Here is a 23,522-nt window from a genome sequence, read left to right as displayed (position 1 = left end):
ATGAAATTTATCATTGAACGTGAGCATCTGCTAAAACCGCTGCAACAGGTCAGTAGCCCGCTGGGTGGACGTCCTACGTTGCCAATATTGGGTAACTTGTTGCTACAAGTCACGGAAGGCTCGTTGCTGCTGACCGGTACCGATCTGGAAATGGAGATGGTTGCGCGCGTGGCGCTGTCTCATCCCCATGAGCAGGGTGCGACCACTGTACCAGCTCGGAAGTTTTTTGATATCTGGCGTGGTTTGCCGGAAGGCGCAGAAATTACCGTCGCACTAGATGGTGACCGCCTGTTGGTGCGTTCTGGCCGCAGTCGTTTCTCGCTATCTACCTTGCCAGCGGCAGACTTCCCAAATTTGGATGATTGGCAAAGTGAAGTCGAATTCACCTTACCGCAAGCCACATTGAAGCGTCTGATTGAGTCTACTCAGTTCTCAATGGCTCATCAGGACGTGCGCTATTACTTGAACGGTATGCTGTTTGAGACTGAAGGCGAAGAGCTGCGCACCGTCGCAACTGATGGTCACCGTCTGGCTGTTTGCGCTATGCCAATTGGCCAGACATTACCGTCACATTCGGTGATCGTACCGCGTAAAGGCGTGATGGAGTTGGTCAGATTACTGGATGGTGGTGATACGCCGTTGCGCCTGCAAATTGGTAGCAACAATATCCGTGCGCATGTGGGTGATTTTATTTTTACCTCTAAGCTGGTTGATGGGCGCTTCCCAGACTATCGTCGCGTATTGCCAAAAAATCCGGATAAGACACTGAAAGCAAGCTGTGATTTGCTGAAACAAGCCTTTGCTCGTGCAGCTATTTTGTCCAACGAGAAGTTTCGTGGCGTTCGGCTCTATGTGAGTCAAAATCAGCTTAAGATCACCGCTAACAATCCGGAACAGGAAGAAGCGGAAGAGATCCTCGATGTTAGCTACGATGGGGCGGAAATGGAGATCGGTTTCAACGTCAGCTATGTGCTTGATGTGCTGAATGCGCTCAAGTGTGAAGATGTGAGCCTATTACTTACCGACTCGGTCTCCAGCGTGCAAATTGAAGACGGTGCTAGTCAGGCTGCGGCCTATGTTGTCATGCCAATGCGTCTTTGAACTATAGCGGGCTATCTTACTTGCCAGCTTGGGATTGGGCAGTGCTCACCATCCTCACGTACATTAAGTACGCTCCGGTGGTTGTGCGCTGTCCGCACCCAATCTGTCTGCGACAATTACGCCCTTGATGGTTTGATGTTCAATAATGAAGACATTTGCAGCATGGCTCTGACACGGTTGTTAATTAAAGATTTTCGCAATATCGAATCGGCAGACTTGGCACTGGCGTCGGGGTTTAATTTTTTAGTTGGCCCCAACGGCAGCGGTAAAACCAGTGTGTTGGAGGCGATTTATACCTTGGGTCATGGCCGCGCGTTTCGCAGTTTACAGGCAGGCCGCGTGATTCGTCACGAATGTGCCGAATTTGTGTTGCATGGTCGGGTTGATGCGAATGAGCGTGAATCATCCGTAGGGCTGAGTAAAAGCCGGCAAGGTGATACCAAAGTGCGCATTGATGGCACTGATGGTCATAAAGTGGCTGAATTGGCACAACTTCTGCCGATGCAACTGATTACCCCTGAAGGGTTTACCTTATTGAATGGCGGGCCAAAATTTCGGCGTGCCTTTTTAGACTGGGGTTGCTTTCATAATGAACCCGGTTTTTTTATGGCCTGGAGCAATCTGAAAAGATTACTTAAGCAGCGCAACGCCGCGCTGCGCCAGGTGAGTCGCTATACGCAAATCCGGGCCTGGGATCAGGAAATTATCCCGCTGGCTGAGCGCATTAGTGAGTGGCGGGCGGCATACAGTGACGCAATTGCGGCAGATATTTCAGCCACATGCGCCCTGTTCCTGCCAGAGTTCGCCCTGAGTTTCTCTTTCCAGCGCGGTTGGGATAAAGAGAGTGACTATGGTGAGTTGCTGGAACGCCAGTTTGAGCGTGACAGAGCGCTAACTTATACCGCCGTCGGGCCACATAAAGCGGATTTTCTCATTCGGGCCGATGGTACGCCGGTAGAAGATTTGCTATCGCGTGGTCAGCTAAAATTGCTGATGTGCGCACTGCGGTTAGCGCAGGGTGAGTTTCTCACCCGACAGAGCGGGCGGCGTTGCCTGTATCTGCTTGACGATTTTGCTTCCGAATTAGACACCGGCCGTCGTCGTTTATTGGCCGAGTGTTTAAAAGCTACCCAGGCACAGGTTTTTGTCAGTGCAGTAAGTGCTGAACAAGTGGCTGACATGGTAGGTGAAAAGGGCAAGATGTTCCGCGTGGAACATGGCAAAATAGAGGTTCAACCACAGGATTAAAAATGAGCGAGAAACGTTGATGTCGAATACTTATGACTCCTCAAGTATCAAGGTATTAAAAGGGCTGGATGCGGTTCGTAAGCGTCCGGGCATGTATATCGGTGATACTGATGACGGTACCGGTCTGCACCACATGGTATTCGAGGTTGTGGACAACGCTATCGACGAAGCCCTCGCTGGCCACTGTAAAGAAATTATCGTCACCATCCACTCGGATAACTCTGTTTCTGTACAGGATGATGGCCGTGGTATCCCAACCGGTATGCATGACGAGGAAGGGGTATCGGCAGCTGAGGTCATCATGACCGTGTTGCATGCTGGCGGTAAGTTTGACGATAACTCGTACAAAGTTTCCGGTGGTTTGCACGGCGTAGGTGTATCCGTTGTTAACGCCCTGTCTGAAAAACTGGAGCTGGTGATTCGCCGTGAAGGTAAAGTTCACGAGCAGACTTACAAGATGGGTGTGCCGCAGGCACCATTGAAAGTGGTGGGCGAAACCGATCAAACCGGGACAACCGTGCGTTTCTGGCCGAGCTTCCAGACGTTCACCAATAATACCGAATTCCAATATGAAATCCTGGCAAAACGTCTGCGTGAGCTGTCGTTCCTGAACTCTGGGGTTTCAATCAAGCTGAAAGACAAACGTAACGACAAAGAAGACCACTTCCATTACGAAGGCGGTATCAAAGCGTTTGTTGAGTATCTGAACAAAAACAAAAACCCGATCCACCCGAAAGTGTTCTATTTCTCCACCATGAAAGATGATATCGGTGTGGAAGTGGCATTGCAGTGGAACGATGGTTTCCAGGAAAATATTTACTGTTTCACCAACAACATTCCACAGCGCGATGGGGGGACTCACTTAGTCGGGTTCCGTACGGCGATGACTCGTACCCTGAATAGCTACATGGATAAAGAAGGTTACAGTAAAAAAGCGAAAATCAGTGCAACCGGTGATGATGCCCGTGAAGGCTTGATTGCTGTGGTTTCCGTGAAAGTGCCAGACCCTAAATTCTCCTCACAGACCAAAGATAAACTGGTTTCTTCTGAGGTAAAAACTGCGGTCGAAACGCTGATGAACGAGAAGCTGGTTGAGTATTTGCTGGAAAACCCAACCGACGCCAAAATCGTGGTTGGCAAAATTATTGACGCGGCCCGTGCTCGTGAAGCTGCGCGTAAAGCTCGTGAAATGACACGCCGTAAAGGTGCACTGGATTTGGCTGGCTTACCAGGCAAACTGGCTGACTGTCAGGAACGTGACCCAGCATTGTCCGAACTCTACTTAGTGGAAGGGGACTCAGCGGGCGGCTCTGCGAAACAAGGCCGTAACCGTAAAAATCAGGCTATTTTGCCGCTGAAAGGTAAAATTCTGAACGTCGAGAAAGCGCGTTTTGACAAAATGCTTTCTTCGCAGGAAGTGGCAACACTGATCACCGCGTTGGGTTGTGGTATTGGACGGGATGAATATAACCCGGACAAATTGCGTTATCACAATATCATTATCATGACCGATGCCGACGTGGATGGTTCTCACATCCGTACGTTATTGTTGACCTTCTTCTACCGCCAGATGCCGGAAATTATTGAACGTGGTCATGTGTTTATCGCTCAGCCGCCACTGTATAAAGTGAAAAAAGGTAAACAAGAGCAATACATCAAAGATGATGACGCGATGGAGCAGTATCAGATGACTCTGGCACTGGATGGCGCGGCTCTGCATATCAATGCTGATGCACCACCACTGGTAGGCGAACATCTGGAGAAACTGGTTGCCGAGCACTATAGCGTCCAGAAGACTATCGCTCGTATGGAACGTCGTTATCCGCGTGCTTTACTGAATAACCTGATTTATCAACCAACCTTGCAAGAAGAGGATTTGAGCGATAAAGAGGCGGTAACGCAATGGATTGATTCGCTGGTGGTCATGCTAAATGAGAAAGAACAGCATGGCAGCAGCTACAGTTCAGTGGTGCGCGAAAACCGTGAGCGTCAGCTGTTTGAGCCGGTATTGCGTATTCGTACCCACGGGGTTGATACCGATTATGATCTGGACTTCGATTTCATCCACGGTGGTGAATATCGCAAGATCTGTCTGTTGGGCGACAAGTTACGCGGCTTAATCGAAGAAGGTGCTTTTGTTGAACGTGGCGAGCGCCGTGTGCCGGTTTCAAGCTTCGAAGATGCACTTGACTGGTTGGTTAAAGAGTCGCGTCGTGGTCTGGCAATCCAGCGCTATAAAGGTCTGGGTGAAATGAACCCAGAGCAACTGTGGGAAACCACTATGGATCCAACCAGCCGCCGTATGTTGCGGGTGATGGTGAAAGATGCGATTGCGGCAGATCAGTTGTTTACCACTCTGATGGGGGACGCGGTTGAACCTCGCCGCGCCTTTATCGAAGAGAATGCGTTGCGTGCAGCTAACATTGATATCTAATTGATCAGATAACTTATTGAACAGATAGAAAAGCCCAGAGCAGGAAACTGTTGCTGGGCTTTTTTTGTCTCATCATGGCTGATGGCATTTGTGCAGTACACGGACTTACTAGCATTTGAGCGCTGAATCGCGTTAGCATTAGCCATTCGATATATAAATGTGAGGACCTATGGCTATTGAATTAATCGCTATCGATATGGACGGCACGTTGCTGAATACGCAGCATGAAATTACCCCACGAGTAAAGCAGGCTATTGATGCTGCCCGGGCGAAAGGGGTCTGCGTGGTATTGGCCACGGGGCGGCCTTATATCGGGGTCCAGCGTTATTTACGCGAACTGAACATGGAAAACAGTGGCGACTATTGCATCAGTAATAACGGCGCATTAGTACAAAAAGCGGCTACGGGGGAGTGTATTTTGCAAGAAACCCTCAGTTTCGAGGATTATCTTTATTTCGAAGCTTTATCGCGAGAAATGGGGGTCAGTTTCCAGGCTTTTGATTTTGATACTTTATATACCGCTAATAAAGACATCAGCAAATACACTCTGCATGAAGTGATGCTGACCGGTATTCCATTGAAATACCGTGCGGTAGAAGAGATGGATCCCACCTTGCGCTTCCCGAAAGTGATGATGATTGATGAGCCAGAAAAACTGGATCGCGCCTTAGCGATGATACCAGCGGAAGCTTTTGAGCGCTTTACCATCATGAAAAGCGCCCCGTTTTACCTGGAAATTTTGAGTAAACGGGTTGATAAGGGGACTGGGGTGAAAATGCTGGCTGACCATTTAGATATCCCACAGGAAAATATTATGGCTCTGGGCGATCAGGGTAATGATATCGCGATGGTTAATTACGCCGGTGTCGGTGTTGCGATGGGCAATGCCATCCCTGAACTGAAAGAGATAGCGCAGTTTGTAACGGGCACCAATAGTGAAGACGGTGTGGCAATGGCTATTGAGAAGTATGTGCTCTGAGTTTTGATTGATTCGGTTTATATGAGAGCGACACTCAGCTTACTTCCGATGCCTCAACCGCTAAAGGGGTTACAAGCGCGTAACCCCCCTGGCTCCATTCTTCACTCGGCTGCTCAAATGTGTTTTTGACGTCAACAGCCAATTCAAAAAAGCCCTATTTACCCCATCAAAATTCCCTTCACAATCTGCACATCCTGAATCCCTAATCCGGTTAAATCCGCTAAGGTAATCTGCTGATCATTGTCTCTGAAAGGTACACCCTGAGCTAAAACTGTACCCATCTCGGTTAAGGTGTGATGCGCTAATAACCGCTGTTGAAATGCGGATGAAATTTCACCAAATTCAGTACATTGCGCCCATGAATCTACCAAAATTTTATCAGCTTTTGCCACCAGCTCCGGTGTCAGTTCGTGTTTACCTGCACCATCAGCTCCGACGGCGGTAATGTGTGTACCGGGCTGGATATCAACAGCATGCAAAATAGCCTCCCTGCCAGGGGTTGTGGTGACAATAAACTGGCAGTGACGGCCTAACTCCGCAGCATCCAAGGTGGTATTAACCTCAAAACCCTCCTCTTCAGCATATTGGCGGTATTCTTCTAATGCAGTTTCACTGCGGCCCCAAACCCATAGCTGACGACACGAAATGACACTTTTCAGGTACATCAGGTGCAACCGTGCTTGCATTCCCGTACCGACGATACCGATAGCGCGGATATGCTGTGGTGCACACAGCTCGGCCACAATACGCCCGGCCAATGCGGTGCGCAGCGCAGTTAACCAGCCCTCATCAAGCAATAGCGCCTGAGGCTCACCGGTCTGGGCAGAAAACGCCATCATTAGTCCCTGATTACTGGCCAGTCCTTGCGCCGGGTTATGATAAAAACCGCTTGAGACCTTCACTACAAATTGGCTATCGCCCTGCAAATAGCCACTTTTAATACAACAGTCGCCCTCAGCTTGTTCAAACAGTAAATGCTGTACCGGTGGCATTTGTACTTGTTGTTGGCTAAACGCAATAAACCCTGCTTTGAGTAGCAAGGTGACGGCATCAGCATCGAACTTGTCGAGAATCTGCTGCTTATTCAGAATAATCATTCGCTGACTGCTCCCAGGTATTTTTTCAGCACAATATTCTTTCCGCACAGCACTACGGCCACTTTCCTACCTTGCCAAAGTGGTGCCTGTTTTAGTGCTGCCGCCAGAGCTACACCGGCGGCACCTTCAATCATCCAGCGGTCAGTATGGGCAATCAAACGCATGGCATCTTTGATTTCCTGTTCACTCACCAGCACTTTCTGGTCAATTAATTGCTGGCAAAGTGCAAAGGTTATTGCTCCTGGTTCTACGCCTCCAGCGGTGCCATCAGACAGAGTCTCTTGCTCCGCTACCTCTTGAATTTTTCCGTTTTCGAGGCTGGTATACATACTGGTGGCGTTGGCTGGCCAACACCCAATAATCTGAGTTTTATCAGAGAGTTTTTTCAGCACAGTGGCAATACCAGAAATCAATCCACCGCCACCAACCGCCACAAATACCGCATCCAGATCTGGCTGTTGTTCAACCATCTCCATACCACAAGTTCCTTGCCCGGCAATAATCTGCCTATCGTTATAAGGGGAGATATAGATTTTACTCTGCTGCTGTGCGGCACTATCCGCGGCCAGTTCTGCATTTAATGCATCCCCTGGTATCAGCTCAACTTCTCCGCCCAGCGCGCGAATGGCTTCTAATTTGATGGCCGCGGCTTGTTCTGGCGCATAAATGGTGGCCTTTACTCCTGCCAATTTCCCCGCCAGCGCCATGGCTTGTCCGTGATTGCCGGTAGATGCGGTGATAACGCCACGTTGGCATTGCTCGTCAGTTAATAAACGCAGTTTGTTACTGGCTCCGCGAAATTTAAAGGAACCGGTGTGCTGTAGATGCTCACATTTGAGATAGATTTCGCAGCCACTGTGTTGGGACAGCAATGGGCTATATTCCAGTGGTGTCACCCTTACCTGTGGGCGTAATGCCTGGTGGGCCTCTTTGATAGCATTGAATAAGGTGTTCATATCGGTTCCTGTGAAATTTATCAGTTTTTTATATTTTTCAGATGGTTGTAAACAGTGGCACGTCCAATATTAAGTATTTTAGCCACATAACCGGCCGCATTTTTGCCGCTGAATGCTCCCTGCTGATAAAGCGCTTCAATTAACTGTCGGCGATTAATACTGTTCAGTGTCGCCAGGGTGAGTTGCTGTTGTTGCAGCCAGTGGTGGATGTAGGTATTAATGCGCTCCTGCCAGTCATCCTGAAATAATACAGCAGGTTGCGGTTGCAATTGATGACCAGAGAGGAAGATATCCAGTGCCGCTTTGGCAGTTTCAAAAACAGTAATGTCCAGATTGATACACAGCAGCCCGACAGCTTGGCCATTGTCATCTCGTAGCACGGTGCTGATGGATCGCAGTTGGCGACCATCCCAGTTGCGCTTTTGGTAAGGGCCAATCACCTGCGAGTGCTGATCAAATTGCAGATCACTGAGGTTGGAGTCTTCCCCTAATTCCCGCTGTGAATAGTTATTCGCAATATAAACTAGCTTTTGGTTAGCTAAATCGTGGAGAGCCACTTCCGCATAGGGAGAAAAAAGTGTGGCTATCGCAGCGGCAATGGGCTGATATCGGCTAAGCATAGGAAACTTTTGTTTGGAATAAAAAATCCATATTAGACTTTTTTTTCTAAAAAAATAGTTTTTTGGGGGTGTTAGTAAGATATATTTATAGTATAAATACTGTTTTTTTATACAGCAATCCTTTCGTCTGGGTAAAATGAGTGATATTCTTACATTGAAAATTCCCAGAGTGAGTAATTCTAAGATGGAAGCGCTAGATATAATCGCGAATCAAATTGCTGAACAAACACAACATAAAGAACAACAACGATTACAACAAGACAAAGAACTTGTTCGACGTGTGCTGGAAATTTACGATCAAAAAGCTGTTGCTGAAATTCTGAGAAAAGTCAGTAAGTGTGAATGGACTCGTGAAGCCCTTAATCGCTGGTATAACGGAAAATCCATACAAAAGCCTCTAACTGAGGCCGAAATTAACATGCTACAGGAAATGTTACCTTCCCCGCCGAAAAACCACCCTAACTATCAATTTCGTTTTATTGATCTCTTTGCGGGGATTGGCGGCATTCGAAAAGGTTTTGAGGCCATTGGCGGGCAGTGTGTTTTTACCAGCGAATGGAACCCCTATGCGGTACGGACATATAAAGCCAATTGGTATTGCGACCCAGTAGAGCATCGATTCAATTCTGATATACGTGAAATAACATTAAGTGAAAATACGGAAATATCAGATGAAGAAGCTTATAAGAATATAGATAAGCAGATTCCTGATCATGATGTTTTGCTTGCTGGTTTTCCTTGCCAGCCATTTTCATTAGCTGGAGTTTCAAAGAAAAATTCTTTGGGCCGTGCTCATGGTTTTGAGTGTGAAGCCCAGGGAACATTATTTTTTGATGTCGCCCGAATTATTGCCTCAAAGAAACCAGCTATTTTTTTGCTTGAAAATGTTAAGAATCTAAAAAGCCACGATAAAGGGAAAACCTTTCGCGTTATTATGAATACGCTCGATGAACTGGGTTATTCCATCGCTGATGCAAATGCAGTCGGATCACAAGATCCTAAGATTGTAGATGGAAAAAATTTCCTGCCCCAACATAGAGAACGTATTGTTTTAGTTGGTTTTCGTAGAGATCTTAATATCGATAAAGGTTTTACATTAAAAGATATCCATAAGTATTTCCCTGAAAAACGTCTGACTTTTGGCGAATTACTTGAGCCTGTGGTTGATGATAAATACATACTGACTCCGCACTTGTGGAAATATTTATATAATTACGCCAAAAAGCATCAGGCGAAAGGTAACGGTTTTGGGTTTGGGCTGGTTGACCCAACAAACAGTGAGAGCGTGGCCAGAACATTATCAGCCCGTTATCACAAAGATGGCTCTGAGATTTTAATTGATCGAGGTTGGGATAAAGCTTTAGGAGAAACGGATTTTGATGATAAAAATAATCAGGAAAATCGCCCTCGTCGACTTACTCCAAAAGAGTGTGCTCGCCTGATGGGGTTTGAAACTCCGGGTAAGGAATCATTCCGTATTCCTGTATCGGATACACAAGCTTACCGGCAATTTGGTAACTCCGTAGTCGTTCCTGTTTTTGCTGCCGTCGCTCAGTTACTCGAGCCATTTATAGCAAAAGCAGTAAAAGTACAAAAAGATAAGGCAGCTTAATCATTATGGCTGATGTTCATTCTTCGGAAACCCGCAGTAAAAATATGAGGGCGATCCGAACAAAAGACACGGCCATAGAGGTTAAATTAGCCAAAGTACTTGACCTGTTAGGGCTTTCTTACAGAGTTCAGGTCAGTGAACTCCCAGGGAAGCCCGATTTTGTTATCGATGATTATCGGGCGATAATTTTTGTTCATGGCTGTTTTTGGCATAAACATAACTGTCATTTATTTAAGACTCCAGCTACACGCACTGACTTTTGGCTTAAAAAAATACAAGGGAATGTAAAAAGAGATAATGACGTTATAAAACATCTCTCCGGAGATGGCTGGAAAATTTTAGTAACCTGGGAGTGTGCATTACAGGGTAAATACAAGCTAACGGATAATGATATTTCAGCGAGAGTGGAAGAGTGGATTTGTAGCAGTGAAGGAAATGCTCAAATTGATACACAAGGCATTAGCCAAATGATATTTGGCTGACCGAATACAGGTTGTAAACAACAAAAATTCGGTCATATAATTTAATTAATTATTATATATCCCCTTGATTTCCCGAATGAAGCCATCAAGAGAAATTAACTCATCACGAATAGGTTCTGGATATTTTTTGTGAAGAGGCTTAGGAACCACTAATTTAACGCCAGCATCTTTCATTTCTTGGAACTGATTAACAGATACACCTTCCTGAAGAGTAAAAAGATGAATTTTGTCAATTCGGTTAGCTTCACTCAGAGCCTGGCGCCAGCGATCTTTACAGGTGGTTTTTACTGCAAGCATTCTCAATTTATCTGAAGGATATTCCATATCATTGTAAGCCTCAGAAGAGGGAAATAAAAAGTCAGGTTTTTTATTGCCTTCAGTAATACACTGAGTAGCAAAATTAGTAAGATTATTTTCGACGAACGTATGCTCCAGATGTAGTTCCAGAGATCTTCCTGCTCGCGATTTACGCCGATTACTTACTGAATTAGCTAAGTTTATAAAATCATCTACTGAAGAAAATCCTGCTTTCACCCGATCCAAAACATGTAATTCCTCTATGCGACGAAATAGAGAATATTCTGCATTACGTTTTTCGAGTAATAGTTCATCAGGAGTTTGGCTTTTAAACTGAAATACTTCAGGGAGATAACTAATAATCTCAACACCTGATGGGAATGAAACAGACCATTCTTCTGGAATAGGATAATTGCCAGACTTCCAATCACCACCTGTTACAGCAAAACCGCCAAGAACCTGATTAGATGGGCCACAAACTGAGAAGCCAGGGATGATCTCACCCGTCATGGATTCCAGCAGTTCTTCCTCTGCCAGGGAATTGCATAGCCATACATCAATAAAATCGCAGATGCTATCGGGTTGACTATGAAAAGCGAAAACAGTTAGTGCGCCAGTATTTTCTTTATTTAACAGCGGACTACCTTTACCCCAACGAGTAATACGCTTTTCATTACGTGTACCATCAAAATGACGGTTATTGTAATAAATAGCCCGGACTACACTCTCAAGATTTCCATGAGAACTTATTCTGGCAGGCAAAAGAATGTCAGGGTTTCTCACATCAGTTCGTAGAATAGGAGAGAACTGCTTCTCAATCACTTCCGTCGGGATATAGACGCCGGCCTGATGTCCACCTGTTGCCCCCGTATCATTACCGGAAAGGCGTTTAATGTAGATATACCAGTCGCCCGATGATTTTTCAGATAACCAGTTATGAAAAGCAGACACAACTATTCCCCTTAGTGAGTCTTTTAAGACTAATTAGTAAGTTACAGTAAATGAGTACAGCAATTTAGTATCTATAACACACTCAGCAAAGGCCGTACTATTCAGAGTTATCATTTTTGCATGAAATCTGAATCTATCAGTTTGATAAATTTATTTTACGTTAGCTGTTTTTAGAACAAGCGATAATGTTCACGGCGGCTTTACAGTAATAGGAAGTGAGGGTGATATAATTCAGTGTAATGAATTATTGTTAGCATCAGCACGACCGGAGTCTATATGGCCTTGCAGGAACAGCAACTCACCTTTGAACCCAGAGGTCATCAGCTCACCAACATCAATGTTTGGACGCCCGATAGCCAATGGCTGGCATATGATGTGCGGCCTAATGGCAGTACGTTTAGTGGGTTAACCATTGAGCGGGTTAATTGCATCACTGGTGATATCGAGGTCATTTATCGTTCTCAACATGGTGCTCATGTTGGCGTGGTGACCGTTAGCCCTGATATGCCCGCGCGCTATGTGTTTATTCATGGCCCGGAACACCCAGATAGTCACTGGCATTATGATTTCCATCACCGGCGAGGGGTGATTGTCACTGAGCCGGACAGAGAACTGGCGGTCACATTGGATGCCATGGATATTACGCCGCCCTTTACTCCCGGCGCGTTGCGCGGAGGCAGCCATGTGCATGTTTTTAGCCCTGACGGCAGTCGCCTGAGTTTTACCTATAACGACCATGTGCTGCACGAACAAGACCCCGCTCTGGATTGCCGTAACGTGGCAGTGGCCTTGCCTTTGCATGGTGTTAATCCGCCCAAGCAACATCCGCGTGAATATGATGGTAGCCATTTCTGTGTGTTAGTGACTCGAACTACCCCTACGCCCTTGGCGGGTAGTGACCAAATAAGCCGCGCTTATGAAGAGGGTTGGATTGGCTCGCAGGGTTATCTGAAAATGGACGGTACTCGCCAGCGCTGGGCATTGGCATTTATTGGCGATACGCTTTCGGCGCAGGGCGAAAAAATTCCGGAAATCTTTATTGCTGATTTACCAGAGCATGAGCGGGATTATGCTCGTGCTGGCGAAGAGCCATTAGAGGGAACTCAAACCACCATGCCAGCCCCACCTGCAGGCGTCAGGCAACGGCGGTTAACCTTTACGGCTGAGCGGCGTTTCCCAGGACTGGCGACCAGCCCGCGGCATTGGCTGCGAACCTCACCCGACGGCAGTGCCATTGCTTGTTTAATGAAAGATGATGAGGGTGTGGTGCAGTTGTGGTTGGTTTCACCCAATGGTGGTGAACCACGGCAACTGACATTCACGGAGGGGGGGATTCAGTCGGCATTCAGTTGGCACCCACAAGGACACAGCCTGGTATTTGTATGTGATAACAGTGTGATGCAGTGTAATAGTACAACCGGTCAATTGCGGCGATTGACCGCGCGGAGTGCTATTGCACCAATGGCGGATGCAGTGGTGTTTTCGCCCGATGGCACTAAAGTGGCCTTTATGCGGGAAATCGACGGCTTAGCACAAATCTTTACCGTCAAAGTAGACTAACTCATGGTACTGGTGTGTCTGCGGGGTGGGCTGCTGACTGGTTCTGCGCTTCTGACTGGCGGATGCGCTCGCGAGGGGAGCTGGCCATTTTATCTTCGCTGTCGGAACGTAAGTAATCATACGGCAACAGTAAAGTGTCCATCACCGCTGAGAGTGGCAAATCCACCGCGAGCAAGGGGCGCAACGCCCAACCGGTATTATCATCTTTGAGCATCGCCACATTAGCTTCAGTGCCGGAGTAATAACCCTGACTGCTGCTAGTGTGCGTCATAATACTGGAACAGCCGCCGGACAAAAGCAGCGAACAGCCGGTAACAAAAGGGATAACTGTATTTTTCATTGTTCTTTTCAGCTCTCATTATACCGGGGAGTTACAGGTGACAACCTTCAACCCGCTATCCATACTAAGTTTTGACATGATTTTTACACCACCTTACAGACAGTTCCTATGGTGAAAGATTCAGTCTTGTGACGTACATTTATCTAAGTGTAAGTTATAGCAGCGTATTTATCGAATAATGAAATTAATAAACTTCTTATTAAGATTTTTCTTGTGAAATTTTTTTTGATTTTGCTCTTGAAAAGAAGATTGCCGACCTCATTTTATTATCAGGTCAGAGAGAATACGCCGACAGGGTATTCAGACCAACAGTCTGTCCAGAGTGGAAGGCTTAATACAAAATATGACAACATCCTTGCTAATATATTTAGGAGGCAGTTTTTATGCGTAATTCCGAGCTTGCACCACTGTATCGTTCAGCTATCGGTTTCGACCGGTTATTTAATCTATTAGAGTCCGGTCAGAATCAAAGTAATGGTGGCTATCCTCCTTATAACGTCGAATTGGTCGATGAAAATAACTATCGCATCGCGATCGCGGTAGCAGGCTTTGCAGAACAGGAACTGGAAATTGTCACTCAGGATAACCTGTTGATTGTTCGTGGTTCTCATGCCAGTGAGCCAGCACAACGAACTTATTTATATCAAGGTATCGCTGAGCGCAACTTTGAACGTAAATTCCAGTTGGCTGAGCACATTAAAATTAAAGGTGCCAATTTAGTCAATGGTTTGTTGTATATCGATCTGGAGCGTTTAGTACCAGAAAGTTTAAAACCACGTCGTATTGAAATTAAATAATAGATTTAGTAAATAGTTTTTCAATAATGTGACTAATTCACATTATTCATAACTGAGCCAAGTCTGCCGTAATCGGGGACTGATCGGCTTTCTATTATCTCGCTTCAAAGAAGGAGTTATATATATGCGTAATTATGATTTGTCACCTTTACTTCGTCAGTGGATTGGTTTTGATAAATTAGCCAGTTCAATGCAGGGTGGTCAGGATTCTCAGGGGTTCCCTCCATATAATATTGAGAAAACTGACGATAACCACTATCGCATCTCACTGGCATTGGCCGGTTTTAAACAGAGCGAACTGGATATTGAAGTAGAAGGCCCGCGTTTGACTGTGCGCGGTAAGCCAACACCGGCTGAAAAACAGGTTGAATACCTGCATCAAGGCTTGGTGCGTAAAGAGTTCTCATTGACCTTTACTTTGGCAGAGCATCTGAATGTTGATAATGCTCAATTTGAAAATGGCCTGCTGCACATTGATCTGTTGCGCCAGGTACCAGAAGCACTGCAACCACAGCGAATTAGCATTGGCAGTGCCGCTCCTCAAGAGCATCAGGTATTAGATAATCCGGTTGCAACCGAGCAATCAGAACAGCAGTAATTATGATGACCGGCACCTCTGCCTGAGGTGCCGGTAACGAATACCCCTCTCCTTGTTTTGTCCTTTTAGTATTAAACTTTTCCATGTTTGTTTTTGCACCGGAGAGATTCCCTACTCTCCGGTGCATTTTGTGGTGCATCCCACAGTCAATCATTCCCCCTTCTGACAGAATCCCTACTAACTATAAGAATTTAAGGCCATGTATGACATTCATGATAATTCGAATGGCCGACCGGTTTTTAAACTTAGGCAAGGAAGTGATTTATGAGTGCTATCGCCCTTACCGTCAGTATGTTGGCGCTGGTCGCCGTATTGGGGTTATGGATCGGTAATTGGAAAGTCTATGGTGTGGGGTTAGGTATCGGCGGGGTGCTATTTGGCGGCATTATCGTGGGCCATTTTGCACAAACTTACGAACTGGTTCTCAATGGAGACATGCTGCATTTCATTCAGGAATTTGGCCTGATTCTGTTTGTTTATACCATTGGTATTCAGGTAGGGCCGGGGTTCTTCTCCTCACTGCGGGTCTCGGGGTTGCGGCTTAACTGCTTTGCCATTCTGATGGTGATTGTCGGCGGGCTAGTGACCGCTATTATCCATAAATTGTTTGCGGTGCCACTGCCCATTATTCTGGGCGTATTTTCAGGTGCGGTTACTAACACCCCGGCTCTTGGGGCAGCACAACAAATCCTCACTGATTTAGGCTCGCCACCCCAATTGGTCAGCCAAATGGGGATGGGTTATGCCATGGCCTATCCATTCGGTATTTGCGGTATTTTGTTGGTGATGTGGCTGATCCGTTTATTCTTTAAAATCAACGTTGATCGTGAAGCTAAAGAGTTTGATAGCAGCCATGGGCAGAACCGTGAATTGCTGCAAACCATGAACGTCGCGGTACGAAATCCCAATCTGCATGGTCTATCAATGCAGGATGTGCCATTACTGAACAGCGATGAGGTGGTCTGTTCCCGCTTGAAGCGCGGTGATTTGTTGATGGTTCCGTTGTCAGGCACCGTCATTGAGTTAGGTGACTATCTGCATTTGGTCGGGCAGCGCGAGGCTTTGGAGAAAGTGCGACTGGTGGTCGGGGAAGAGGTTGATGTCACCTTGTCTACGGCCAGTACGGTGTTGCAAACCGCTCGTGTAGTGGTGACCAATGAGGCTGTTTTGGGTAAGAAAATTCGCGACTTAAACCTGAAACAGAAATATGACGTAGCAATCACTCGATTAAACCGTGCCGGGATTGAGTTAGTCGCCAGTAACAATGCCAGCCTGCAATTTGGTGACATTCTTAATCTGGTAGGGCGTCCGGAATCTATTGAGGCCGTTTCTGCTGTTGTGGGTAACGCGCAACAAAAACTACAGCAAGTTCAAATGCTTCCTGTCTTTATTGGCGTCGGTCTGGGGGTGTTGTTAGGGTCAATCCCACTGTTTATTCCGGGGTTTCCGGCAGCGCTGCGTTTGGGGTTGGCGGGTGGCCCGCTAGTGGTCGCACTTATCCTTGGGCGTATTGGCAGCATCGGCAAGCTATATTGGTTTATGCCGCCGAGTGCCAACCTGGCCTTGCGTGAACTGGGGATCGTGTTGTTCTTGTCGGTGGTTGGGCTAAAGTCTGGCGGTGATTTCATCAATACGCTGGTTAATGGTGATGGGCTGGCGTGGATTGGCTATGGGGCGATGATCACCGGGATACCGCTACTGACCGTGGGCATTCTGGCGCGCATGCTGGCTAAGATGAACTATCTGACGCTGTGCGGCATGTTAGCCGGTTCAATGACTGATCCACCGGCATTGGCCTTCGCCAATGGTTTGCACCCCACCAGCGGTGCGGCGGCACTGTCTTATGCAACGGTTTACCCGTTGGCGATGTTCTTACGCATTATGTCGCCGCAGATACTTGCCGTGCTGTTCTGGACACTATAGTTACCCTTCGTCCTTGAAGTTGCAGGGGTGTTAGCTGCACGCACTCACCCGAATCACTTACTTGAGTAAGCTCATCGGGATGTGTTTGCTGGCTGCTTACCTGCAACTCCAATGACTTTGGATATGCTTTTATTTCGTTAGTAAATTACTGCGCTTCCTGATACGCCAGCTCAATTTCTTCGGCCAGAATCGCCACACCCTTTTCGATATCTTCCGGTGCCGGAACATAATTCATCCGCATGCACTGATGAGTATGTGGCCAGTCATATTCCAGACCGGGGAAGAAGTAATGGCCAGGTACCATCAATACACCGCGTTTTTTCAGGCGTTGATACAATAGCTCGGTGCTGATCGGCAAATCTTTGAACCACAGCCAGAGGAATATTGCCCCTTCCGGCTTGTGGATCAGGCAGCGTTCAGGCGGTAAGTATTTGCGCAGGATAGCAATAGTTTGCTGCACCCGTTCAAAATAGAATGGCCGGATGACCTCGTTGGATAAACGTAACAGATCACCACGCTCAATCATTTCGGCGGCAATTGCTGGCCCCAAACTCCCCGGTGACAAACTGATAATGCCATTCATGTTAGTGATGGCTGAAATGACTTTCTCATCTGCAATCACTATCCCACAGCGTGAACCGGGTAAGCCTAGTTTCGACAAGCTCATGCACAGAATGATATTCGGGTTCCACAGCGGTGTGGCGTCAGTAAAGATAATGCCAGGGAAGGGCACGCCATAAGCATTATCAATCAATAACGGAATACCACGTTGCTGGGCAATAGCATCGAGGCGAATCAACTCTTCGTCAGTAATCACATTGCCAGTCGGGTTGGTGGGCCGTGAGACGCAAATCAGGCCTATATCATCGGTAATATTGAGGTGTTCAAAATCGACGTGATATTTGAATTGCCCTGCTGGCAATAGCTCAATATTGGGTTTGGCAGAGACAAACAAATCTTCGTCGAGGCCCGCATCGGCATAACCGAGATACTCCGGTGCCAGCGGGAATAGTACCCGCCGACGGTTGCCATCGGCATAGCGGCCAGCGAATAAATTAAATAAGTAGAAAAACGCGCTTTGACTGCCATTTGTTAGTGCAATGTTCTGTGGCTCAATTTGCCAACCCAACTCATCGCGCAGCATTTTTGCCAGTGCTTTTAGCAGCAGGTCTTTCCCTTGTGGCCCGTCATAATTGCACAACGCCTCGGTCAATTGCCCGCGCTCCAGCATTTCCTGACAAAGTTGTTGGAAATAAGCATCCATCTCGGGAATATGAGCCGGATTACCCCCGCCAAGCATGATAGAACCCGGAGTTCTCAGGCCGTCATTGAGGTCGTCCATCAGTCTGGTGATACCCGCGTAGCGGGTGAATTTGTCGCCGAAAAGTGAAAACTTCATAAATGAAAATTTATTGTTATCCGTAAGTGAACAGCTACCATACTCGCAGATAAAAGCGGACGCAATGCGGAAAGAATTCTTCCTGCCGCGCGAAAATATCGGCAGGATGTGTTATTACAAAATAATAAACTGGTTTACTCTTTTTTGTCTCCAACCCAAACGACCAATACTTTATCGCCCTGGTGTTGGCGACTAAAAGCATAGTAATCAGCGGTTTGTTGCGACTGCTGCACGCCTGCACCAATCGCTTGGTGACGGGCGCGGAACTGACTGACTTTTTGCCAGTGCGCCAACAGCGCGCCTTTTTCTCCGCTCAGTTCATTCCAGTTCATATCCGAGCGGGTTCCTTGTAATGGATCTGACCCGGTAGGGCCGAACTCTCGTCCACTTTCATCGCCATAGAAGATTTGCACTGCCCCCGGAGCCAGCAGCAGTAGATCACCCGCACGTTGCTGTTTCACCAAGGATTGTTGTGCGTCATTTTTAAAAAACAGCCGTGTATCATGGGATGAAATGTAGCTCAACACATTGAAACCTTGCAGTTTATCCGCCATTTGCTGATAAGTGCCGTCAATGGACGAGAAACAGGCCAGTGCTTGTTTGGCTTGATCCTGAAAATCAAAGTTAATCATGGCATCGAAGCCGTTTTGGTAATAATCACTTTTCATCACCCCGTGGCCCCAAGCTTCTCCGGTCATCCAGAATGGCAAGTCGTCCAGTGCTTGATCGGGGTGAGCCGCTTTCCACTCGGCCAAAGCAGCTGCGCTTTGCTGCTTAAGTTGTTGCCAGGCGGGCTTCTCGACATGCTTGGCGGTATCAACACGAAAGCCGTCAATACCATAATCGCGAACCCATTGGCTCAGCCAATAAGTAAGGTAATCACGCGGTGTGGCTCCGGCAATTTCTCGTGCTGCGGTATCGGGTTTATGGCGATAAAACACCGGCAAACCGCTGGGTTGGGTAGATTCGGTTTTGATGTCCGGCAGGAAAGCCAGCGACATGGTCAGATCGTCATAGCCGGGGGAATCATAATCACCAATATCGGTGCGGATCCATTTCTTACCCCACCAATTATCCCATGCGGCTTTATCACTAAAGTTGATGTAATCATTAAAACTATGCCAGGTTTGCCCCTTACCCGGCGTCCAGTCTGTCCAGTTTTTACCCAGTGTTTTTTCCAGCTGATCGCCTTGCAAATACAGCGCGCCGAACTGGTAGCTCTGCATATCTGCCAGAGTGGCATATCCCACATGATTCATGACTACATCAAATAGAATGCGGATACCGCGCTTATGGGCTTGCTCAACCAGTTGATGCAAATCCTGTTCGGTGCCCATGTTGGCATCCAGACGAGACCAATCCAGGCCGTAATAACCATGATAGGCGTAATGCGGGAAGTCACCTTTGGTACCGCCCCCGACCCAGCCGTGAATTTGCTCCAGTGGAGAAGTTATCCATAACGCATTGACCCCAAGTTGTTGCAGATAATCAAGTTTTTCGGTTAGGCCAGCCAGGTCACCACCGTGGAAAGTACCGATTTCCTGCATGCCATCGCTGTGGCGGCCATAGCTGTGGTCATTGTCTGGGTTGCCGTTTTTAAAACGATCTGTCAGAGCAAAATAAACCGTGGCATTTTGCCAACTAAAAGGCGCAGCTTGCTGGGTTTGGGCTGATTCTAATAACAGTAAACCCCCGCTCTCGGGAGTGGGTTGCAGAGTGATTTTACCGAGGGAAACTTTCGTCGTTTGGCCAGAATAGAAATCCCGCACCATTTCGCCTTCAGCGAAGGTCTTACTGACATCAATCGTCACCGGCTTTCCATCCCAGCGCTGACAACTGTGAGTCACGACTTTGACGGTTTCCGCCACCGGTTCTTTGATACTCAAGGTGAGTGTTGGCGTGCCGCTACGGGTATCAATACGCACCTGATACTGGCCATCGCGGAATAGCTTCCACTGGATATCAGCCTGATTCTGGCAGGGTTGCAGCGAAAAAGTCTGATTCAGCTTTACCGGCCCGGCTGGCTGCCAGCATTGCTTATCTTGATAAAATTTAAGGAGATACTCACCTTTGGTGAGCGCACCACTGCTCAGGAAGACGCCGCTATCTTGTTCAGTAAACGCCGGGAAATGCTGAAGTGACCAGTTCGCCATGGCTGCTGGCGACAAAACCAGTAGCAAAGGGAGCGTGAGGTGTTTCATAACGCGTCTTCCTTGGGTAAACGTATAAAGTTTTATGAATATCAGAGTGCCAGACGGCGAAGAAATAGCCTCATCCCTGAGCAGTTTTTATAGGGAGGAGGGCAGCGGATGAGGGGGATTTGGCCTGCTAACAGGCCAGTGGAATAAATTATGCTTGCTGCAATACCTGCGGGTTGACGCAGTTTTCTGTGACGGTGCCTGTCAGTGCCGCAATCAGGTTATCTACCGCGCAGGCCGCCATGTTGTAGCGGGTTTCATGGGTGGCGGAACCAATATGTGGCACAGCAACCACATTCGGTAATTTGAGTAGTGGCGACTCCACTGGTAGTGGCTCTTGTGCAAAAACATCCAGCCCAGCAGCATGAATAGTGCCATCTTGCAGCGCAGCAATCAGTGCCTGCTCATCCACCACCGGCCCACGACCCGCATTGATCAGAATGGCGCTGGATTTCATTTTAGCCAGTTGCTCACGGCCAATCATATGGTAAGTCTGTTCGGTCATCGGCAAAGTGATGCAGAGGAAATCAACCTCAGCCAGCAAGGTATCGAGTGAGCAGCGGCGGGCACCAAAGCGCTTTTCCGCTGCTTCATGTGGGCGGCGGCTGGTGTATAGCACCGGCATGCTGAAACCAAAGTGTGCTCGTTGAGCCAGTGCCATACCAATTCGGCCCATGCCGAGAATGCCGATGGTTTTATGGTGAACATCGACACCAAACCAATCATCACCGATGCTGTCTTGCCATTCTCCGGCTTTCACGCGCTCAGCCAGTTCTACCACCCGCCGCGCACTGGATAGCACCAATGCCATCATAGTATCTGCCACGGTTTCGGTCAGAACGGTAGGGGTGTGCATTAAGGCTATTCCACGCTGGCTCAGCGCATCGACATCAAAATTGTCATAACCAACAGAAATGGTTGAAGCCGCTCGCAGCTTCGGTGCGCGTTCCAAGAACACCTGATCAATTTTACCGCCAGAACCGATAAGCCCTTCAGCTTGTTGCAGCGCAGATAATAGCTCGGGCTGATTATCCGAAGATAAACCCTCAAAACTGTTTACGGTAAAGTGTTGCTCTAAACGCTGATGCAGATCGGCAGGAATACTTTTGTACAGCACGATAGATGGCTTCATCACAACCTCCAATCATTTACCCTTCGTACTTGAGGCCGCAGGGGTGTTGGCTTCACTCACTCACCCGAATCACTGACTTGTGTCAGCTCATCGGGATTTGCTCACTTGCCGCCTACCTACAATCTCAATGACTTTGGGTAAATAGAATTAAGAATTAAAGCCAGAATAACAGCAACTACCGGTGCGGGATCAAGCGCTAATCAGGCTCATAATGTTACGACTAATGAAAAGGCCAACCCGTCTGAGCAGGCTGGCACATCTGATTTTATAAAATTTCGTGGCTGGTAACGCTGTTAACCGGCTGGGGCTGGGAGCGAATGGCTGCGCAACGTAGTGCAGTAATGATCGCCAGTGCTGGGGCAATAGTATACAGAGTAAATAGCCAGTGAGCGGTGTTTTCAGCGCCCGCGATCCCGCCGGGGGAATTAAGGCCAGAAAGGTTAGCTACCATTCCGGCTATTGCCGCCCCGACCGCGGTGGCAAACATTTGTACCGTGGTAATCGAGGCACCGGCGATATCTTTATCTTCTTCCGCTGCCACTTGCAGAATGCGGGTCAGCAAGTGTGGCCAGCCAAAGCCGATACCGAAACCCACTAATGTAAGCGCAATGGCGATGGGGGCCATCTGCTGCCAACTGCCCAGTGAACTTACTGGCATCAGGATGGCGAGCGCAATGATTCCCATCAGCACAATAATTGGGCCGCTAATAATCGCCCAACGAATACCTGACTTTTTCCAGCCAGCGCTCATGACCTCAGAAATTGTCCAGCCCGCAGCCATAGTGGCGGCGATATAGCCAGAAATCAGTGGCGACTGTCCGTGTATGGTTTGTAGGAAGTAAGGGACAAAAATCTCACAAGTAATGCCGATCGCCAGTAAAGAGATGGTGATATAGAGTGCGGCCAGGGGTGAGTTAAGGCGCAGCGCTCCTTTGGGCAGTAAACGCGAGGTGGCTCGGGATTCTATGTGCAATAGCAGCACCAGCAGCAATACAGCTAACACGATACCCACCAGATTCGTCAGGCCATTGCTGGCAATACTGCTGGCGGAAATGGTCAAAACAATTGCGGTTAATAGCACCAGTTGGGTGACCGGTAATGCCGAGCTGACTGCGCTGCTGGATTTTCCTTTTGGCAGAATGCGCCAGGTAAAAATAGCATAAATCAGTGTCACCGGCAGTAACGTCCAGAAGGCAAAGCGCCAGGCGTTCATTTCTGCAAATATCCCGCCAATTGCTGGGCCAATCAGTGTTGCCACGCCCCACATTCCTGAAATTAGCGCCATGGCCCTTGGCCATAATGATTGCGGAAAAACCAGATTAATCATGGCATAAGAGAGTGCAAACAGAAAACCGCCCCCCAAACCCTGCACGGTTCTGCCAACCAGCATCAGCGGCATATTCGGTGCCATGGCGCATAAAGCACTGCCCAGCATAAAGGTCAGTGAGGCCAACAAATAGGCGCTGCGTGCACCATAACCACTGAGTAAACGGGCAGATAATGCGGAACCGAGGATCGACGCGGTGACAAACAGAGTGGTATTCCAGGCGTATAAATTCAGGCCATTAATCTCCAGCACCACCGACGGTAAAATAGTGGTGGCGATATAGATATTGATGGCATGTAGTACCACACCACCCGACAGAGCTATAGCAAAAGCCGCATTTTTGCCGGAGAACAAATCACTCCATCGGCTTGCATCATTTATTATCACGTTATTCATCCTGCCAGAAATCTGGTTATTGAGTTGGGCGAGTTGTTACGTTAAAGTTAAACAAGTAAATTCTTGGAATAAAGT

The 23,522-nt window shown here is 47.7% G+C and carries 19 protein-coding genes; 10 read left to right on the top strand and 9 right to left on the bottom strand.

Annotation, left to right across the window (positions count from 1 at the left end):
• The 4 genes from dnaN (at position 1) to yidA (ending at position 5,762) form a co-directional block, all read left to right on the top strand.
• A complete protein-coding gene (gene dnaN / locus FGL26_RS15630; protein ID WP_005161099.1) occupies positions 1 to 1,101 on the top strand; it encodes a DNA polymerase III subunit beta in 1,101 nt (366 codons plus the stop codon).
• A gap of 162 nt (positions 1,102 to 1,263) precedes the next feature.
• Positions 1,264 to 2,349, top strand: coding sequence for a DNA replication/repair protein RecF (gene recF, locus FGL26_RS15625; protein WP_005175132.1), 1,086 nt, complete (start codon positions 1,264 to 1,266; stop codon positions 2,347 to 2,349).
• 19 nt (positions 2,350 to 2,368) lie between these two features.
• On the top strand, positions 2,369 to 4,783 hold the full coding sequence (gyrB, locus tag FGL26_RS15620; RefSeq protein ID WP_005175131.1) for a DNA topoisomerase (ATP-hydrolyzing) subunit B: 2,415 nt from the start codon (positions 2,369 to 2,371) through the stop codon (positions 4,781 to 4,783).
• Between the two features lie 169 nt (positions 4,784 to 4,952).
• Positions 4,953 to 5,762, top strand: a complete 810-nt coding sequence (yidA, locus tag FGL26_RS15615) for a sugar-phosphatase (protein WP_005175130.1) — start codon at positions 4,953 to 4,955, stop codon at positions 5,760 to 5,762.
• A gap of 158 nt (positions 5,763 to 5,920) precedes the next feature.
• Here the strand turns inward: yidA and FGL26_RS15610 are convergent, their stop codons facing one another.
• From FGL26_RS15610 to FGL26_RS15600, 3 genes are read right to left on the bottom strand one after another with little or no spacing between them, the layout of a single operon-like run.
• Positions 5,921 to 6,859 carry an ornithine cyclodeaminase family protein gene (locus tag FGL26_RS15610; RefSeq protein WP_005175129.1) on the bottom strand — a complete coding sequence of 313 codons (939 nt, stop codon included), beginning with the start codon at positions 6,857 to 6,859 and terminating at the stop codon, positions 5,921 to 5,923.
• A complete protein-coding gene (locus FGL26_RS15605) occupies positions 6,856 to 7,815 on the bottom strand; it encodes a threonine/serine dehydratase (protein ID WP_005175128.1) in 960 nt (319 codons plus the stop codon). The genes FGL26_RS15610 and FGL26_RS15605 overlap by 4 nt, the downstream gene beginning before the upstream one ends.
• Positions 7,816 to 7,835: 20 nt before the next feature.
• Entirely contained in the window at positions 7,836 to 8,435 is a 600-nt protein-coding gene (locus tag FGL26_RS15600; protein WP_005175127.1) for a helix-turn-helix transcriptional regulator, read from the bottom strand.
• Between the two features lie 184 nt (positions 8,436 to 8,619).
• Between FGL26_RS15600 and FGL26_RS15595 the strand changes: the two genes are divergently transcribed.
• Complete coding sequence (locus FGL26_RS15595; protein WP_005175126.1) at positions 8,620 to 10,047, top strand: DNA cytosine methyltransferase; 1,428 nt, start codon at positions 8,620 to 8,622, stop codon at positions 10,045 to 10,047.
• Between the two features lie 5 nt (positions 10,048 to 10,052).
• The gene (locus FGL26_RS15590; protein ID WP_005175124.1) at positions 10,053 to 10,529 is read left to right on the top strand and encodes a very short patch repair endonuclease; all 477 of its coding nucleotides are present in this window, start codon (positions 10,053 to 10,055) and stop codon (positions 10,527 to 10,529) included.
• A gap of 45 nt (positions 10,530 to 10,574) precedes the next feature.
• On the opposite strand, the gene FGL26_RS15585 is transcribed toward FGL26_RS15590, so the two are convergent.
• Positions 10,575 to 11,777 carry a type II restriction endonuclease gene (locus FGL26_RS15585; protein ID WP_005175122.1) on the bottom strand — a complete coding sequence of 401 codons (1,203 nt, stop codon included), beginning with the start codon at positions 11,775 to 11,777 and terminating at the stop codon, positions 10,575 to 10,577.
• Positions 11,778 to 12,053: 276 nt separating this feature from the next.
• Between FGL26_RS15585 and FGL26_RS15580 the strand changes: the two genes are divergently transcribed.
• Positions 12,054 to 13,337, top strand: coding sequence for a YidR family protein (locus tag FGL26_RS15580; RefSeq protein WP_005175120.1), 1,284 nt, complete (start codon positions 12,054 to 12,056; stop codon positions 13,335 to 13,337).
• Between the two features lies 1 nt (position 13,338).
• Here the strand turns inward: FGL26_RS15580 and FGL26_RS15575 are convergent, their stop codons facing one another.
• Complete coding sequence (locus tag FGL26_RS15575; protein WP_005175118.1) at positions 13,339 to 13,677, bottom strand: YceK/YidQ family lipoprotein; 339 nt, start codon at positions 13,675 to 13,677, stop codon at positions 13,339 to 13,341.
• 383 nt (positions 13,678 to 14,060) lie between these two features.
• Between FGL26_RS15575 and ibpA the strand changes: the two genes are divergently transcribed.
• The 3 genes from ibpA to FGL26_RS15560 all read left to right on the top strand — a co-directional run bounded on the left by ibpA (position 14,061) and on the right by FGL26_RS15560 (position 16,995).
• Positions 14,061 to 14,474 carry a small heat shock chaperone IbpA gene (gene ibpA, locus FGL26_RS15570; protein WP_005175116.1) on the top strand — a complete coding sequence of 138 codons (414 nt, stop codon included), beginning with the start codon at positions 14,061 to 14,063 and terminating at the stop codon, positions 14,472 to 14,474.
• A 124-nt stretch (positions 14,475 to 14,598) separates the two neighbouring features.
• Positions 14,599 to 15,072 carry a small heat shock chaperone IbpB gene (gene ibpB / locus FGL26_RS15565; protein ID WP_005161076.1) on the top strand — a complete coding sequence of 158 codons (474 nt, stop codon included), beginning with the start codon at positions 14,599 to 14,601 and terminating at the stop codon, positions 15,070 to 15,072.
• 264 nt (positions 15,073 to 15,336) lie between these two features.
• Positions 15,337 to 16,995 carry a putative transporter gene (locus FGL26_RS15560; protein ID WP_005175115.1) on the top strand — a complete coding sequence of 553 codons (1,659 nt, stop codon included), beginning with the start codon at positions 15,337 to 15,339 and terminating at the stop codon, positions 16,993 to 16,995.
• Between the two features lie 145 nt (positions 16,996 to 17,140).
• Here FGL26_RS15560 and FGL26_RS15555 read toward each other — a convergent pair whose 3' ends face one another.
• The 4 genes from FGL26_RS15555 to FGL26_RS15540 form a co-directional block, all read right to left on the bottom strand.
• A complete protein-coding gene (locus tag FGL26_RS15555) occupies positions 17,141 to 18,394 on the bottom strand; it encodes a valine--pyruvate transaminase (RefSeq protein ID WP_005175114.1) in 1,254 nt (417 codons plus the stop codon).
• 134 nt (positions 18,395 to 18,528) lie between these two features.
• Positions 18,529 to 20,595, bottom strand: coding sequence for an alpha-amylase (locus tag FGL26_RS15550; RefSeq protein WP_005175113.1), 2,067 nt, complete (start codon positions 20,593 to 20,595; stop codon positions 18,529 to 18,531).
• A 148-nt stretch (positions 20,596 to 20,743) separates the two neighbouring features.
• Positions 20,744 to 21,724 (bottom strand): glyoxylate/hydroxypyruvate reductase GhrB, encoded by a 981-nt coding sequence (gene ghrB / locus FGL26_RS15545; RefSeq protein WP_005175112.1) that lies wholly within the window; start codon positions 21,722 to 21,724, stop codon positions 20,744 to 20,746.
• 265 nt (positions 21,725 to 21,989) lie between these two features.
• Positions 21,990 to 23,432 (bottom strand): MFS transporter, encoded by a 1,443-nt coding sequence (locus tag FGL26_RS15540; protein WP_032903220.1) that lies wholly within the window; start codon positions 23,430 to 23,432, stop codon positions 21,990 to 21,992.
• Positions 23,433 to 23,522: the final 90 nt, after the last annotated feature.

This window comes from Yersinia enterocolitica subsp. enterocolitica, assembly GCF_901472495.1.
Lineage (GTDB): Bacteria > Pseudomonadota > Gammaproteobacteria > Enterobacterales > Enterobacteriaceae > Yersinia > Yersinia enterocolitica.
This window is presented reverse-complemented; position numbering and strand designations above follow the sequence as displayed.

Bases quoted from the DNA above. Each gene is read 5' to 3' on its own strand.
- recF (WP_005175132.1), top strand. From the start codon at position 1,264: ATGGCTCTGACACGGTTGTTAATTAAAGATTTTCGCAATATCGAATCG.
- ibpB (WP_005161076.1), top strand. From the start codon at position 14,599: ATGCGTAATTATGATTTGTCACCTTTACTTCGTCAGTGGATTGGTTTT.
- FGL26_RS15580 (WP_005175120.1), top strand. From the start codon at position 12,054: ATGGCCTTGCAGGAACAGCAACTCACCTTTGAACCCAGAGGTCATCAG.
- FGL26_RS15595 (WP_005175126.1), top strand. From the start codon at position 8,620: ATGGAAGCGCTAGATATAATCGCGAATCAAATTGCTGAACAAACACAA.
- gyrB (WP_005175131.1), top strand. From the start codon at position 2,369: ATGTCGAATACTTATGACTCCTCAAGTATCAAGGTATTAAAAGGGCTG.
- FGL26_RS15555 (WP_005175114.1), bottom strand. From the start codon at position 18,394: ATGAAGTTTTCACTTTTCGGCGACAAATTCACCCGCTACGCGGGTATC.
- FGL26_RS15560 (WP_005175115.1), top strand. From the start codon at position 15,337: ATGAGTGCTATCGCCCTTACCGTCAGTATGTTGGCGCTGGTCGCCGTA.
- dnaN (WP_005161099.1), top strand. From the start codon at position 1: ATGAAATTTATCATTGAACGTGAGCATCTGCTAAAACCGCTGCAACAG.
- FGL26_RS15575 (WP_005175118.1), bottom strand. From the start codon at position 13,677: ATGAAAAATACAGTTATCCCTTTTGTTACCGGCTGTTCGCTGCTTTTG.
- FGL26_RS15600 (WP_005175127.1), bottom strand. From the start codon at position 8,435: ATGCTTAGCCGATATCAGCCCATTGCCGCTGCGATAGCCACACTTTTT.
- ghrB (WP_005175112.1), bottom strand. From the start codon at position 21,724: ATGAAGCCATCTATCGTGCTGTACAAAAGTATTCCTGCCGATCTGCAT.
- yidA (WP_005175130.1), top strand. From the start codon at position 4,953: ATGGCTATTGAATTAATCGCTATCGATATGGACGGCACGTTGCTGAAT.
- FGL26_RS15590 (WP_005175124.1), top strand. From the start codon at position 10,053: ATGGCTGATGTTCATTCTTCGGAAACCCGCAGTAAAAATATGAGGGCG.
- FGL26_RS15550 (WP_005175113.1), bottom strand. From the start codon at position 20,595: ATGAAACACCTCACGCTCCCTTTGCTACTGGTTTTGTCGCCAGCAGCC.
- FGL26_RS15605 (WP_005175128.1), bottom strand. From the start codon at position 7,815: ATGAACACCTTATTCAATGCTATCAAAGAGGCCCACCAGGCATTACGC.
- FGL26_RS15610 (WP_005175129.1), bottom strand. From the start codon at position 6,859: ATGATTATTCTGAATAAGCAGCAGATTCTCGACAAGTTCGATGCTGAT.
- ibpA (WP_005175116.1), top strand. From the start codon at position 14,061: ATGCGTAATTCCGAGCTTGCACCACTGTATCGTTCAGCTATCGGTTTC.